Raw genomic sequence first — 13,336 nt, 5'->3', positions numbered from 1 at the left:
TCAGTTTTCCAGCGCTTTAAGGTAGCACTGCTTCATGGTCAGTGCATCATCGTCCTGCGTGCCTGCGCTCTCGCAAATGAATGTTGGCGCAAGACCTTTTTCAGCCACAAGTTCCATCAGCGGCTCGAAATCGGGACCAAAGCCGTTGTTCTTTGCAAAAGTCAGGTGGCGTTTTTCACCGCCGGGCACAGTGAACTCTATCTTAGAAAAATGCGCATGGAAAACTTTCAGCCTGTCCTCGCCCAGTTTATTGCCGATAGCATCGAGTATCTGCGCGTATTCCGCCTTGCCTTTTATCCAACCAAATTCCCTTGCATTTAAGTGACCGAAGTCGATACAAGGCAGGAAGCTGTCGTCAAGCACACAGAGTTCCAGCACTTCGTTCAGGTCGCCCAGCTGATTTACCTTGCCCATAGTTTCGGGGCAGAAGATGATATCGCCAAGCCCCTGTTCAACAGCCGCTTTCCTAGCCCGCATTAGGGTATCTTTTGCCAGTTCGAGGGCTTGTGCGCGGGTCATTTTTGCACATGAACCGCTGTGTATCACTATCCGTTCAGCCCCCATGCGCTTTGCCGCATCTGCCGACTGCAAGATATAGTCGATGCTTTTATCGCGCTTTTCTGACTCAGTGCTTGAAAGTGAAATAAAATAGGGCGCATGCAGTGAAACGGTCACGCCATGTTCCTCTGCCTTTGCCCTGAGTGAAGCCGCCAGCTTATCGCTGACTCTGACACCTCTGCCGCACTGATATTCAAAGTGGTCAAGCCCCATTCGGCTGACCCAGCCGGGCAGCTGTAACGACGACTTGCATTCAGCCGAAAATCTGTCACTGCTGCCCGCAGGTCCGAACTTTGCCTGCATCAGCCTTCGTCCTTGACGTCTGCCGCCACCTTTATTGAAATGATGTGCGCCAGATTGAGGTAGGTGGACTCAGCGGCTTTCTCGATAACTATCCAGTCGTTGGAGATATCTCTCAGCACATAGTTGCGGTACTCGCCGTCAGTGGTAGAAATGTTGCACTTAACTCCTATCAGTTCTCTGAAAAAATCACTCATGTCAATGACCTCCGTTTTATATATTTCGGCGTTTCGCCGTTATTTACTCAGCTTCGGCAGAAAAGGCTTCTCGCAAGCCCTTTTGAAGCGAAAAGGCAGGCTTTCTTCGGGCTTTATGGGGAAAACGAATATCGAGCGTATCCCTTTGAGATTTGAGCCCATCACATCTGTAAATATCTGGTCGCCTACTGCCGCGACCTCGCGTTTTTTCAGCCCCATGCGCTTTATAGCCCTGCTGTACCCGAAAGTCAGCGGTTTAGCGCCCTCGCACTCGAAATCAAGTCCCAGCTGTTCTGCAAACGGTGTGACTCTCGGTGCGTGGTTGTTTGAAACTATCATCAGGCTTATGCCTGCCGACTTCATTTTCTTTATCCAGTCAAGGCTTGACTGCGGCACAACGGGGTTGTTGTGTGTCGTGAGGGTGTTGTCAAGGTCGAGCAGAAGCCCTTTTATCTGCTTTTTACGAAGAAATTCGGGGGTTATATCCACCACCTTGTCGAACACGTAGGTGGGCTTGAAAAAAAATATCATTCTTTAACTTTCCTTTTTCTTAATTTATATACAGCATACATCGTCAGGTCAACCGGCACCGGACACACATAAACAGCGACAATATGATAGAGCAGACAAACCGTTTGACCATATTATACCTGTCTTTATTTAGATAATGTTCACATTCATTATAACATAAAATGCTCTCAAAGTAAAGTCTTTTATACAAAATAACACGCAAATCAATTTTCGGTGAATTCAGAAATACACAAAAACCGAGCTCCGTGACAAAATAAAAAAGAGGATATCAAAAGATACCCTCTCTTTATCAACTTATCAATACTTGCGCTTACGAGCAGCTTCGGACTTCTTCTTGCGCTTTACCGAAGGCTTTTCGTAGTGTTCTCTCTTACGAACCTCAGCGATAACGCCATCTCTTGCGCATGATCTCTTAAAACGCTTAAGAGCGGTATCCAGAGTTTCGTTCTTGCCAACACGGATTTCTGCCAAAATGTTTCCCTCCCTTTGCCACCTGTGACAGAGGTAATCATTCAACCGCTCCCGCACACCACAAGGGTGATAGTGAAGGTCTGCTTTGTGCAAACTTGTAACGCAAAAACGTCATTCTCTGTCTAAGATCTGCGGAAACATGACAGTCGAATAAATTACAAATTCATTATACTATATTTCACCCGAAAAGTCAATAGCCTTGAAAATATTTTTAAAATTTATCTGCAAATATTTTCGTTCATATTTTGGCTATTTTGACAATAACATACAAAAAACGACATCGGGCGGCGTGGTAAAGAAAACTGCCAATGTTACTTTACAACGATGTTTACCAGCTTGTTGGGAACATATATCTCCTTGACAACAGTTTTGCCGTCAATTAGCTTTGCAATGCTCTCCTCAGCCTTTGCATCAGCCAGCACCTTGTCCTTAGCTTCGTCCTTAGCGATATTCAGCTTTGCCTTTACCTTGCCGTTGACCTGTACAGCGATCTCGACAGTGTCTTCTACCAGTTCAGCTTCATCGTAGGTCGGCCAGCTTTCGTAAGCGATGGTGTCATCGTGACCCAGAATGCTCCATATCTCTTCACCGATATGCGGCGAGATGCAGGACAGCATCTTGATAAGACCCTCAGCATACTCTCTCGGGCAGCTGCCGTTCTTGTAAACTGCGTTCACGAATATCATCATCTGTGCGATCGCTGTGTTGAATGCCAGCTGTTCGTAGTCATCTGTGACCTTCTTTACAGTCTGGTGGTATACCTTAGTCAGCGCACCGTTGTTATCTTCGGTGATATTGCTTTCTTCTGTGAAGAAGTTCCACACTCTGTTCAGGAAGCGCTTTGCGCCCTCAACACCGCTCTGGCTCCAGGGCTTTGAAACTTCCAGAGGTCCCATGAACATCTCATAGAGTCTGAGGGTATCTGCGCCGAAATCTCTGATTATATCAGATGGGTTCACAACGTACTTCGGGAAGCGCTTGCCCATCTTTACGCCGTTCTCGCCCAGTATCATGCCCTGATGTACCAGCTTCTTGAAAGGCTCTTTGGTAGGTGCAAGACCCTTGTCGTACAGGTATCTGTTCCAGATACGCGAATACATCAGATGACCAACCGCGTGTTCGGGTCCGCCGATGTAGAGGTCAACAGGCATCCAGTGTTTCAGCAGTTCCTGATTTGCGAACTCCTTGTCGTTGTGCGGGTCGATATATCTCAGGAAATACCAGCTTGAACCTGCACTGCCCGGCATTGTGGAAGTTTCGCGAACGCCCTTTATGCCGTTCCTGTCGTACTGTTTCCATTCGGTCGCGTTCTCAAGAGGCGCTTTGCCGTTCTTACCCTTATAGTCGTCCAGTTCGGGCAGGATAAGGGGCAGTTCTTCATCATCGAGTACATGTATGCCGTTCTCGGTATGTACCACAGGCACAGGTTCGCCCCAGTATCTCTGGCGTGCGAATATCCACTCACGGAAGTGATAGTTGACAGTGCGCTTTGCTCTGCCCATCTTCTCCAGCTTGACGGTGATGGCTTCCTTAGCCTCCTCAACGGTCATACCTGTGAATTCCTCAGAATTTATCAGCTTATAGCCCTTACCCAGATACTCGGTCTTTTCCATAGCGGCATCGGTAACGTCGATGTGACCGTCCTTGCCGTCGATGACCTGTATCATGTCGATATTGTGAGCAACAGCGTACTCGAAGTCACGCTGGTCGTGGCTCGGTACAGCCATTACCGCGCCTGTGCCGTAGCTTGCCAGCACGAAGTCACCGATGAACATGCGCACTTCCTTACCGTTTACGGGGTTTATGCAGGTAACGCCCTTAAGTTCACAGCCCGACTTTGTCTTGTTCAGTTCAGTGCGGTCCATATCGTTTTTCTTCTTTGTTTCATCGATATAAGCCTGAACTTCCTCGCGGTTCTGCACCCTGTCGAGCAGGCTCTCGGTGATAGCGCCGTCGGGGGCGAGCACCATGAAAGTGATGCCGTAGATAGTTTCGATACAAGTGGTGAAGATTGAGAACTCTCCTCCGCCCACTATATCGAATTCCACCTCAACGCCTGTTGACTTGCCTATCCAGTTGCGCTGCATTGATTTTGTTGACTCAGGCCAGTCTATCTCGTCAAGACCCTCCAGCAGTTTTTCTGCGAAAGCAGGCTGGTCGATGACCCACTGCTTCATGTTCTTTCTTACAACAGGGTAGCCGCCGCGCTCGGACTTGCCGTCGATGACCTCATCGTTTGAAAGCACAGTGCCCAGCTCTTCGCACCAGTTTACGGGCATGTCGATGTATTTTGCGTAGCCGTCGAGGTAGAGCTGTTTGAATATCCACTGTGTCCACTTGTAGTACTCAGGGTCGGAGGTAGCTATCATCTTCGACCAGTCGTAGTCAAAGCCTAGTTCTTTCAGCTGTTTGGAGAAAGTCTTGATATTCTCCTGAGTGAAGCCGTTGGGGTGGTTGCCTGTTGTTACCGCATACTGTTCGGCAGGCAGACCGAAAGAGTCATAGCCCATCGGGTGCAGAACGTTGTAGCCCTGCATTCTCTTCATTCTGGAAACTATATCGCTGGCGGTATAGCCTTCGGGGTGACCTGCATGCAGACCCACGCCTGATGGATAGGGGAACATGTCAAGCGCATAGAACTTAGGCTTGCTGAAATCCCAGACATCTGTCTTGAAAGTTTCATGCTCCTCCCAATACTTCTGCCATTTTTTTTCAATGGCGCTGTAATCGTAATTCTTCATTAAAATTCATCACCTTTTGCAATGTTATGATATGCCCGTTCTTTCGGGCGAAAAAAATTCCAACATTTATTATAACATATTTTTCTGCGCTTTGCAATACCCTGCAAAGCCTGTTTCGCATAAATCTGCGGTATACCATCCGCCCTTGCAGACAAAAGTGCGCCGCCGATGATATCAGCCGCGCACATTTTATTTTCTCCCAATTTTTATGTGTATTGCTGATGATACAAAATGGCTGTTCTTTCGTATTGTTCCCCCGCCTTCGGCGGGGGAACAATACACAACCAAATTGGGATTTTATGGTTATCCCTTTAGCACATCGATTGAAATGCGGTAAATATAAGGATAATTGAGCGCACAATATCTTATAGCAATCCAACTGTTTAAATTCACAAAATCCAGTCGCAAAAGCTGGGATCTATGGATTTTGTGACCGGATTTTGTCTGAATTTTAAGGCGGATTGCTATAGATCCCGCAGAACCAATGTTTTTGTGGCGTGTCAGCGGAATAACCATGTTTTATAATATTTACTTGTTCTCTGCAAGATAAGTGTCAAGGTCGATGGGCCAGCTTTTGAGGTCGGGCAGTTCATCGAGGGTCAGCACCCTTTCGCTTGCGTATATCTTATCCCACATATCAAAGGTGGTATACTGCTCTGACAGCTGTTTGTCCTTTATGGTGAATTCGCCGTTCCATGTGGCGAAGTACGACCATCTTGTGCCTTCATTGAAAGCGGCATCTGGGTCGAACATCGAGCCGTTCTCGGTCTCGGCTATTATCTTGCTCCCTGTAGGCGAGCATTCTGCCAGAAATTCGTAATACTCCTTCTGCGAAGAACTGTCTTTCTCGGCGGGGTAGCAGTCGTATCCAACTATGTCAACATACTCGTCACCGGGATACCAGTCCTTGTTCTGCGCATTCCAGACCCATATCAGGTTGTTCAGCTGATACTCGTTAACGAACTTGTCGTACATCAGCTTGTAGAGTTCGAGGTAGGCTTTCTTGCCCGATGCGCCCCACCAGAACCATGCCTTGCCGGGATATTTCGGGTCGCCCGCCGCTTCATGCAGAGGTCGCCAGAGTATCGGCACATCAGCGTCAGCCAGAGGTTTCAGCTGTTGTGCCATATTGTCAAGTTCGGCAACTATGGCGTCATAGCCCTCTTTGTCCTCACCGCTCATGGCTTTGCCAAGATCGAAGCTGGTGCTGTCGGTGTAGAAGCCTCTCCACCAGGGCTGGTCGTTGACTTCCAGATACTTTGATGGTGCATGCCAGTGCCAGCACATGGTAACGATGCCGTTATTGTTGTTGTACCAGTCCATCGCATAGAGCGGCACCATGTCGCCGCCGCCCGCCTGATGGTCTATCATGGTGGATATGCCCAGATTTCCCACATCAAGACCCAGTATGGCGGGAGACTTGCCTGTGCGCTTGTCTATCTCCTTGAACTCGCGGCTGTCCTTGCCCTCGTTGTCGCCCGAATACTGACCCGATATGGTGTACTTGCCGTAGCACGCCCGCATGAAGCTGTAAAGCCTTTTCGCGTTGTCGCTGGCGTTGGGGTTGCAGAGTTCGGGTGTGACCTCGAACTTTGAGATATCCACCGCAGGTGCAGGCACTATCTTCAGGCTGTCCAGGTAGATATGTCCCGTGTCGCCCCGCACGCCCAGCGTGTGCTTGCCGCCCTCTATCAGCACGCTTTCAGCCTTGACCTCAGCGAACTTCGGGTCTTCTGCCCTGAACTTGACTGCCGCATTGCCGTCAACGGTTATAAGGTTCATCGAACCCTTGTTGTCGGTCGCCAGCGTCATTATGATGTCGTAACTGCCTTTTGCGGGAAGTTCCACCTCAAAGGTGACTTCATCGCCCTGTTCGGGTACAGCCACATAGCCCTCGCCCGAAAAATCGCCCGCGAACGCTTTGTCCATCACGAACGACTGGTTGACCATCTCGCCGCTCTCGCCCTCGATGGTCAGTTCAAAATCGGCAGGCACATCGTATTCAGATGTCAGGTCGGAAAGGTCAAAATCGCCTATAGTTTCCACCACAGGTTCTTTTTCCTTGACCTCACTGCTTTCTGCCGCAGAACTGTTTTCCGCCTTGCTGTCATTTTTCTTGCCGCCGTCTTCACCACAGCCGAAAAGTCCCGCGCTTATAGTCAGTGCAAGTGTCATCGCCAGCATTTTTTTGATATTACCCTTCATTTTTAATACCCCCGTTTCCTTATGAAACTCTCTTACCATTATCCTATATCAATCCAACTATTTAAATTCACAAAATCCAGTCGCAAAAGCTCGGATCTATGGATTTTGTGACTGGATTTTGTCTGAATTTTAAGGCGGATTGCTATATAGCAAACGGCATTCCCGTCATATGATGCCGTTTGAAATACCCTTTTTATCCTTTTTCTTCTCTCATACATTATCCGCAGTGGGCGGAGTTATCTTCGTGTCGCGCAGAAATTTCCTGTAAAACCATCTTGTAAAGCGCATGGGCAGTACAAAAAGCATCAGCTGTAAAAAGCATGGCGGGAAGAAATCCCTGAAACCTATATATCCCTCCATGAACAGCTTCCAGCGTACCGCGATGAAGCCTTTTGTCAGCCGCCAGCTGCGGCGTATCTCGGGTGTGCTTTCACTCACGCGGTAGCGCACCAGCACTTCGGGGATATTCTGCCCCACAGCACCGTTTGCCAGCATTCTCACAGCAAACTCGTAGTCCTCGCACAGCTTGAGGTCGCTGTACCCGCCGACTTCCATAGCCTTGCTTTTGCGGAAAGCCACCGTCTGCCTGTTGAAAGGGTTGCGGCGCTTTGAATAGCTGAGTATATCTTTCTGCACCAGCGGCACTTTTTTCAGTGAGATGGTCTTGTCGGTGAAGTCGTCGAATTCTTCGACGAAACTGCCCACGATGTCAAGTTCGGGCATGACCGCAAACAGAAGCATCTCTTTCATGCACCTGTCGGGCTTTGAAACATCATCGCTGTCCATGCGCACTATGTACTCACATCGACAGGCTTTTATGCCCTTGTTGACCGCTTTGCCCGCACCCACATTTTCGTCTATGCGCACTATGTGAAATATCTTCTTGTATTCGTTCTGGAAAGATTTTACGATAACATCGAGTTCGTTTGTCAGCTTGCCGTCACAGACCAGCACGAAATCCGAGGGAGGATAGGTCTGTTTAAGCATAGATTCAAGGCTCTGGTTGAGATTTTCGGGCAATTCCTGGTCATAGACCGACATAAGCACGCTGTATTTCGGCAGTTTATAGCCCGCAACGCTGTCTTTTACGCGCTTTTTGCCTGTGTGCCGCGCCATGCGAAAGACCTCCTTTCCCGCAAGATATAGCGATCCGCCGCAGTACAGGACTGCGGACAGGTAAAAATTTACATAGTGTATACCATAAATGTTATATGTAGTTTAATTTTAGCATATACGCCTGACAATGTCAAGCCTAAAATATGAATAACACGGGATCGGTTCTGCGCTTCCCTGCTGCGGCGAGAAAAAAACAGGCGTTTTTTCAATGTGATCATTCCGCTGATACACCAAAATAAACGATGATATATCTGGAATTGAATACCGGCGTGGGAAAGATAACATCAACTCAGTTTTTCCTCATTGATAAAGGGATAGTCATATTTTTCAAAATTGAACTGCGTGCGCGGACAGCGCAGGCACAGATGCGGCTGACACAGTGCCGTCCCTTATAATATTTGGCATAGAGGGCTGTGATTACGGAGAACATGGGGCTTCCCTGCCGATGAGGGCTGTCACACGTCACAATACGGACAGGCGGCAGTTAATGACCATTGGTCATTTTGTCAATTGACAACATTTGAGCCAAATGGTATAATAATGCATATAAATGACCAACAGTCAGTAAATCAGCACATATTTTACTCAAAATAGCAGACTCCCAATTTTGATGTGTATTGCTGATGATACAGAATGGGGAACAATACACATCAAAATTGGGATATGGCAGAAAATTTTGTTAATAATTTGTAAAATATCAGGAGATAACTTGAAAACCCCTTTAAAAAATTAGCAGAAGATGATATAATAAATTTGTATGTGCGAGTAATTTTATGTGCTGTTACCGAAAGGCGGAGATCAGACTTGGAAAACAAAGAAGATACGGCACTTTCGGGCGGCAGTTCGGTGATAAGACCGCTGTTGTCGATGATATGTAAGTGGGGCGCTGTAATGACGGCGGTCTGCTTTGCGGTGACGCTGTTGTGGGGCTTTAAGTTCTCTCAGCTTCTCGGCTTCGGCATCGGGTACGCTTTCATGTGCGGGCAGTATCATTATTTCGGACGGTGCTGTGAGATCGCTGTCACACTGGACAGAAAAGCCGCCGTCAGGAAGATGCGCACCTGCTATGCGCTGAGGATGTCGGCGCTGGTGCTGATAAGCTGTGCCGCCGCATATACAGGTATTGCAAACTTTACGGGCGTGCTGATACCTCAGCTTTTCCCGCGAATGATACTAACAGCCGATCACTTCATCGGCAGGAAAGGATAGGCGTTTATGGAAGGATTAGGTGACGGTCCCAAGATCGTCTTTACGATAGGTCCGCTTATATTCACCGAAACGGTGGTAATGGGCTGGATGATAATTGTTGTGGTCACACTGCTTTGTCTGTGGCTGACCAAAGACCTCAAAAAGAAGCCCGAAAGCAAAAAGCAGATAGTGGCTGAGATGTTCGTGGGCTTTGTAAACAACATGGTCAGGACATCGATGGGCGAGAAGATGATGTATTACGCCCCGTACATCGGCACACTGCTGATATCGGCGGTGCTGGGCGCACTGATAAGCATGGTGGGTCTGCGTTCGATGACGGCGGATATCAACGTTACAGCGGCGTGGGCGATAGTCACATTCGCACTGATAACGTTCCACAAGATAAAGGCGAACGGTTTTCTGGGCTACCTCAAAGGTTTTGCACAGCCTGTAGCTTTCATACTGCCGCTGAACCTTATCAGTGAGATAGCTACTCCCGCTTCGATGGCGTTCCGTCTTTTCGGTAACGTTGCGGGCGGCATGGTAATAACAGGACTGCTGTATTCCGCACTGGGCGCGGCTTCTGAGGCACTGCATCTGCATTTTGAGTTTGCTTCCTGGGCATTCAGTGTGTTGCAGGTAGGTATACCTGCGGTGCTGTCGGTATATTTCGACCTGTTCTCAGGCTGTATACAGGCATACATATTCTCTACGCTGACGATGGTAAACGTTGCTTCGGCGGCAGAGGAATGATATGAAAAGCCCGAAACTGAGGGAACTTTCTGTCGGCGGCAGAGAGTACCTGTGGGCGTGCCGAATATAGAAGCCGTTAACTGCACTTTCTGCGGCGCGGATGCTGTGCTTGACCTGCACAGACCTTCCTGTGCGGCAAGGGTGGCAGGATATGTTTTCGGGGAACTTTGCAGGCGCGATGATGTCGGTGAAGTAAGGCTTGAAAACGGCGATGACATTTTGCGGGCGGTGGGCTATAAAGGCTTTGAACACCCGCGTGTGTCGGAAGAAAAATAAGTAAGATGCGCAGAAATTTTCTGCGAAAAAATATTGTTAACAAAACTTTGGAGGATTTTATTATGTTGAGTGACAAGGCATTTGTATTAGGTTGTTCCGCAGTAGGCGCAGGTCTGGCTATGATAGCGGGTATCGGACCGGGTATCGGTGAGGGCTACGCTGTCGGTAAGACCATCGAGTCCATCGCAAGACAGCCCGAAGCACAGGGCGACTGCACCAGAACAATGTTCATCGGTGTCGCTATGGCAGAGTCTACAGGTATCTACTCTTTCGTTGTTGCACTGATACTGATGTTCGGCAACCCCTTCATCGGCAAGCTGTAATATAGCATAATATTGTTATAACGGTTTTGCATACAGATAAAGGGAGGTTTTGCAGATGATAATGTCAGCAGGAGATGTGACGGATTTTCTGTCGATAAATCTCACTACCATTATCGCCACATGGCTCAACCTGCTCATACTGTTTCTGGTGCTCAAACACTTCCTGTTCGATAAAGTGAACAAGGTCATGGAAGACAGGAAGAACGAGGTCGCGGAAACTTACAAGAAAGCCGGCGAGGCGGAAGAACATGCCAAGCAGCTTGAAAAGGAGTACGAGCAGCGCATAAGCGGCGCAAAGGAAGAGTCTGCGCAGATAATACAGGCGGCTACCCGCAAGGCGCAGCAGAGAAGTGATGAGATAATCGCTGATGCAAAGGTCGAGGCTAAGGGCATCACCGAGCAGGCGAGAAACGAGATAGAGCGCGAGAAGAAGATCGCTGTGAACAAGATCAAGGACGATATCACAGATATCGCATTTCAGGCAGCGCAGGCTGTTATCGAGAAGGATCTTTCCAGTGCCGATAATGAGAGGCTGATCGGTCAATTCATCGACAATGTGGGTGAGAACTGATGGCTGAAACGGTAGGCAAGGTTTACAGCACCGCGCTGTTTGAACTGTGTACTGAACAGGATAAGCTGGAGAGCGTTTTCGGCGGGTTCACCGATTTTGATGAACTTATGCGGACTGACGACTGCGCCGATTACATAAAGTTCCTGTCATCGCCCCTTATCGCGGGCAGGGAGAAGGCTGAGAGCCTTAACACTGTTTTCGGCGGCAGGCTGGAAGGTCTGCTGCTGGATTTCCTGTGCCTTGTGGCTGAAAAGGGCAGGGCAGACAGGCTGGGCGAGATATATGCCGAGTTCAGGCAGATGTACAACGACAAGAAGAACATACTCGAAGTAACTGCCATAACCGCATCACCGCTGTCGGCTGAACTGAGAAAGCGCCTGACTGATAAGCTGTCAAAGTCCACAGGCAGGAGCATTGTGCTGACCGAAGAGGTCGATAAGTCGATAATAGGCGGCATCGTGGTGCGCTACGGCAATACAGAGCTTGACTCCAGCGTGAGGACAAGGCTTGACAAGCTGAAAGCACAGATCACAAACACTATCGCGTAGTGCTATTTTATTTAAACGTACAGAAGGGAACGGAAAAATATGAATTTACGTCCTGATGAAATAACAGGTCTGATAAAATCACAGATCAAGAATTACCGCACCAAGCTGGTGCTGGACGATGTCGGCACTGTCTGCACAGTGGGCGACGGTATTTCCAGAGTAAACGGTCTGGAAAAGTGCATGTCGGGCGAACTGCTGGAGTTTGATAACGGCACCTACGGCATGGCGATGAACCTCGAACAGGACTTCGTGGGCTGTGTTCTGCTGGGTACTGAGGAGGGCATCAGAGAAGGCTCGAACGTTAAGCGTACAGGCAGGATAGTTTCGGTGCCTGTGGGCGATGCTATGCTGGGCAGAGTCGTTAATGCGCTGGGTGCGCCCATCGATGGCAAGGGTGCGATACTCACAAACGAAACAAGACCGGTTGAAAGCCCCGCTTTCGGCATAATCACAAGAAAATCAGTAAGCAGACCACTGCAAACAGGCATCAAGGCTATCGACTCGATGATACCCGTCGGCAGAGGTCAGCGTGAACTTATTATAGGCGACAGACAGACAGGAAAGACCACTATCGCGCTGGATACCATAATAAACCAGAAGGGCAAGAACGTCATCTGTATATATGTTGCCATCGGTCAGAAGATATCGACGGTCGCAAACATCGTTGATACACTGACAAAGAACGATGCTATGGACTACTCCATCGTAGTTTCGGCAACGGCTTCCGAGATGGCGCCTTTGCAGTACATAGCGCCTTATGCGGGCGTTGCTATGGCTGAGTACTTCATGCTTCAGGGCAAGGATGTGCTTTGCGTTTATGATGACCTCTCAAAGCATGCGGTGGCATACAGAACAATGTCACTCCTGCTGAAAAGACCAACAGGAAGAGAGGCTTATCCCGGCGATGTATTCTACCTGCATTCAAGACTGCTTGAAAGAGCCTGCTGTCTGAATGAAGAGAACGGCGGCGGTTCGATAACCGCACTGCCCATAATAGAAACTCAGGCGGGCGATGTTTCGGCTTACATACCTACAAACGTCATCTCCATCACCGATGGTCAGATATTCCTTGAAACTGAGTTGTTCTTCTCAGGTGTAAGACCTGCGGTAAACCCCGGTATCTCGGTGTCGCGTGTCGGCGGTTCGGCGCAGATAAAGGCTATGAAGAAGGTTTCGGGTCCGCTGAAACTGCTCTATTCGCAGTACAGAGAATTGCAGAGTTTCTCGCAGTTCGGTTCAGACCTCGACCAGGATACCAAAGACAGACTGGCACAGGGCGAACGTATAGTTGAGGTACTCAAACAGTCGAAGAACTCCCCTGTTGATGTTGAGAAGCAGGTAGTTATAATCTACGCTGTTGTAAACAACTATCTCAAGAGCATACCTGTTGAGGATATACGTGAGTACGAGAAGGATCTGTTCATACACCTTGATGAGGCTCACCCCGATATACTGGCTTCCATAAGGGACACCAAAGAACTTACCGCAGAGAACGAAAAGGCGCTGAAGCAAGTGCTGAAAGATTTCGCGGAGAAGTTTCTAAAGCAGAGGTAAGGAG

Annotated in this window: 14 protein-coding genes; 7 read left to right on the top strand and 7 right to left on the bottom strand. The window is 48.7% G+C overall.

Translation table 11 applies throughout. The features are described from left to right. The 7 genes from CUS_RS01525 to CUS_RS01490 form a co-directional block, all read right to left on the bottom strand. Complete coding sequence (locus CUS_RS01525; RefSeq protein ID WP_002847021.1) at nt 1-861, bottom strand: TIM barrel protein; 861 nt, start codon at nt 859-861, stop codon at nt 1-3. Then, complete coding sequence (locus CUS_RS01520) at nt 861-1,055, bottom strand: DUF2642 domain-containing protein (protein WP_002847065.1); 195 nt, start codon at nt 1,053-1,055, stop codon at nt 861-863. Before CUS_RS01520 ends, CUS_RS01525 begins: the two co-directional genes overlap by 1 nt. Before the next feature lie 39 nt (nt 1,056-1,094). Next, on the bottom strand, nt 1,095-1,586 hold the full coding sequence (locus CUS_RS01515; protein WP_002846994.1) for a YqeG family HAD IIIA-type phosphatase: 492 nt from the start codon (nt 1,584-1,586) through the stop codon (nt 1,095-1,097). A 297-nt stretch (nt 1,587-1,883) separates the two neighbouring features. Further along, nucleotides 1,884-2,057, bottom strand: coding sequence for a 30S ribosomal protein S21 (gene rpsU, locus CUS_RS01510; protein ID WP_002847085.1), 174 nt, complete (start codon nt 2,055-2,057; stop codon nt 1,884-1,886). Nucleotides 2,058-2,368: 311 nt separating this feature from the next. After that, nucleotides 2,369-4,798 carry a leucine--tRNA ligase gene (gene leuS / locus CUS_RS01505; RefSeq protein WP_002847031.1) on the bottom strand — a complete coding sequence of 810 codons (2,430 nt, stop codon included), beginning with the start codon at nt 4,796-4,798 and terminating at the stop codon, nt 2,369-2,371. A 528-nt stretch (nt 4,799-5,326) separates the two neighbouring features. Then, nucleotides 5,327-7,003, bottom strand: a complete 1,677-nt coding sequence (locus tag CUS_RS01495; protein ID WP_002846949.1) for a glycosyl hydrolase — start codon at nt 7,001-7,003, stop codon at nt 5,327-5,329. Nucleotides 7,004-7,213: 210 nt separating this feature from the next. After that, nucleotides 7,214-8,119: a glycosyltransferase gene (locus CUS_RS01490; protein ID WP_002847055.1), complete on the bottom strand. Its 906-nt coding sequence runs from the start codon at nt 8,117-8,119 to the stop codon at nt 7,214-7,216. 804 nt (nt 8,120-8,923) lie between these two features. Here CUS_RS01490 and CUS_RS01485 point away from each other — a divergent pair. The 7 genes from CUS_RS01485 to atpA all read left to right on the top strand — a co-directional run bounded on the left by CUS_RS01485 (nt 8,924) and on the right by atpA (nt 13,332). Further along, nucleotides 8,924-9,328 carry a hypothetical protein gene (locus CUS_RS01485; RefSeq protein WP_002847013.1) on the top strand — a complete coding sequence of 135 codons (405 nt, stop codon included), beginning with the start codon at nt 8,924-8,926 and terminating at the stop codon, nt 9,326-9,328. Nucleotides 9,329-9,334: 6 nt separating this feature from the next. After that, the gene (locus CUS_RS01480; protein WP_002847117.1) at nt 9,335-10,060 is read left to right on the top strand and encodes a F0F1 ATP synthase subunit A; all 726 of its coding nucleotides are present in this window, start codon (nt 9,335-9,337) and stop codon (nt 10,058-10,060) included. A gap of 57 nt (nt 10,061-10,117) precedes the next feature. Beyond that, nucleotides 10,118-10,336: a hypothetical protein gene (locus CUS_RS01475; protein WP_157769480.1), complete on the top strand. Its 219-nt coding sequence runs from the start codon at nt 10,118-10,120 to the stop codon at nt 10,334-10,336. Nucleotides 10,337-10,398: 62 nt separating this feature from the next. Next, a complete protein-coding gene (atpE, locus tag CUS_RS01470) occupies nt 10,399-10,659 on the top strand; it encodes an ATP synthase F0 subunit C (RefSeq protein WP_002847058.1) in 261 nt (86 codons plus the stop codon). Nucleotides 10,660-10,714: 55 nt separating this feature from the next. Continuing rightward, entirely contained in the window at nt 10,715-11,230 is a 516-nt protein-coding gene (gene atpF, locus CUS_RS01465) for a F0F1 ATP synthase subunit B (protein WP_002846950.1), read from the top strand. After that, nucleotides 11,230-11,778 (top strand): ATP synthase F1 subunit delta, encoded by a 549-nt coding sequence (gene atpH, locus CUS_RS01460; protein WP_002847062.1) that lies wholly within the window; start codon nt 11,230-11,232, stop codon nt 11,776-11,778. Before atpF ends, atpH begins: the two co-directional genes overlap by 1 nt. 39 nt (nt 11,779-11,817) lie before the next feature. Continuing rightward, nucleotides 11,818-13,332 (top strand): F0F1 ATP synthase subunit alpha, encoded by a 1,515-nt coding sequence (gene atpA, locus CUS_RS01455; RefSeq protein ID WP_002847162.1) that lies wholly within the window; start codon nt 11,818-11,820, stop codon nt 13,330-13,332. The last annotated feature ends 4 nt before the right edge of the window (nt 13,333-13,336 follow it).

Source organism: Hominimerdicola alba 8, assembly GCF_000178155.2.
In the GTDB taxonomy this organism is placed as follows: Bacteria; Bacillota; Clostridia; order Oscillospirales; family Ruminococcaceae; genus Hominimerdicola; species Hominimerdicola alba_C.
The sequence above is the reverse complement of the archived record's forward strand: the minus strand, read 5'-3'. Positions and strand labels throughout refer to the sequence as shown.

Excerpts from the sequence above, each read along its gene's own strand:
- CUS_RS01515 (WP_002846994.1), bottom strand. The coding sequence starts at position 1,586 with ATGATATTTTTTTTCAAGCCCACCTACGTGTTCGACAAGGTGGTGGAT.
- CUS_RS01525 (WP_002847021.1), bottom strand. The coding sequence starts at position 861 with ATGCAGGCAAAGTTCGGACCTGCGGGCAGCAGTGACAGATTTTCGGCT.
- atpE (WP_002847058.1), top strand. The coding sequence starts at position 10,399 with ATGTTGAGTGACAAGGCATTTGTATTAGGTTGTTCCGCAGTAGGCGCA.
- CUS_RS01520 (WP_002847065.1), bottom strand. The coding sequence starts at position 1,055 with ATGAGTGATTTTTTCAGAGAACTGATAGGAGTTAAGTGCAACATTTCT.
- leuS (WP_002847031.1), bottom strand. The coding sequence starts at position 4,798 with ATGAAGAATTACGATTACAGCGCCATTGAAAAAAAATGGCAGAAGTAT.
- CUS_RS01480 (WP_002847117.1), top strand. The coding sequence starts at position 9,335 with ATGGAAGGATTAGGTGACGGTCCCAAGATCGTCTTTACGATAGGTCCG.
- CUS_RS01495 (WP_002846949.1), bottom strand. The coding sequence starts at position 7,003 with ATGAAGGGTAATATCAAAAAAATGCTGGCGATGACACTTGCACTGACT.
- atpH (WP_002847062.1), top strand. The coding sequence starts at position 11,230 with ATGGCTGAAACGGTAGGCAAGGTTTACAGCACCGCGCTGTTTGAACTG.
- atpF (WP_002846950.1), top strand. The coding sequence starts at position 10,715 with ATGATAATGTCAGCAGGAGATGTGACGGATTTTCTGTCGATAAATCTC.
- CUS_RS01490 (WP_002847055.1), bottom strand. The coding sequence starts at position 8,119 with ATGGCGCGGCACACAGGCAAAAAGCGCGTAAAAGACAGCGTTGCGGGC.
- atpA (WP_002847162.1), top strand. The coding sequence starts at position 11,818 with ATGAATTTACGTCCTGATGAAATAACAGGTCTGATAAAATCACAGATC.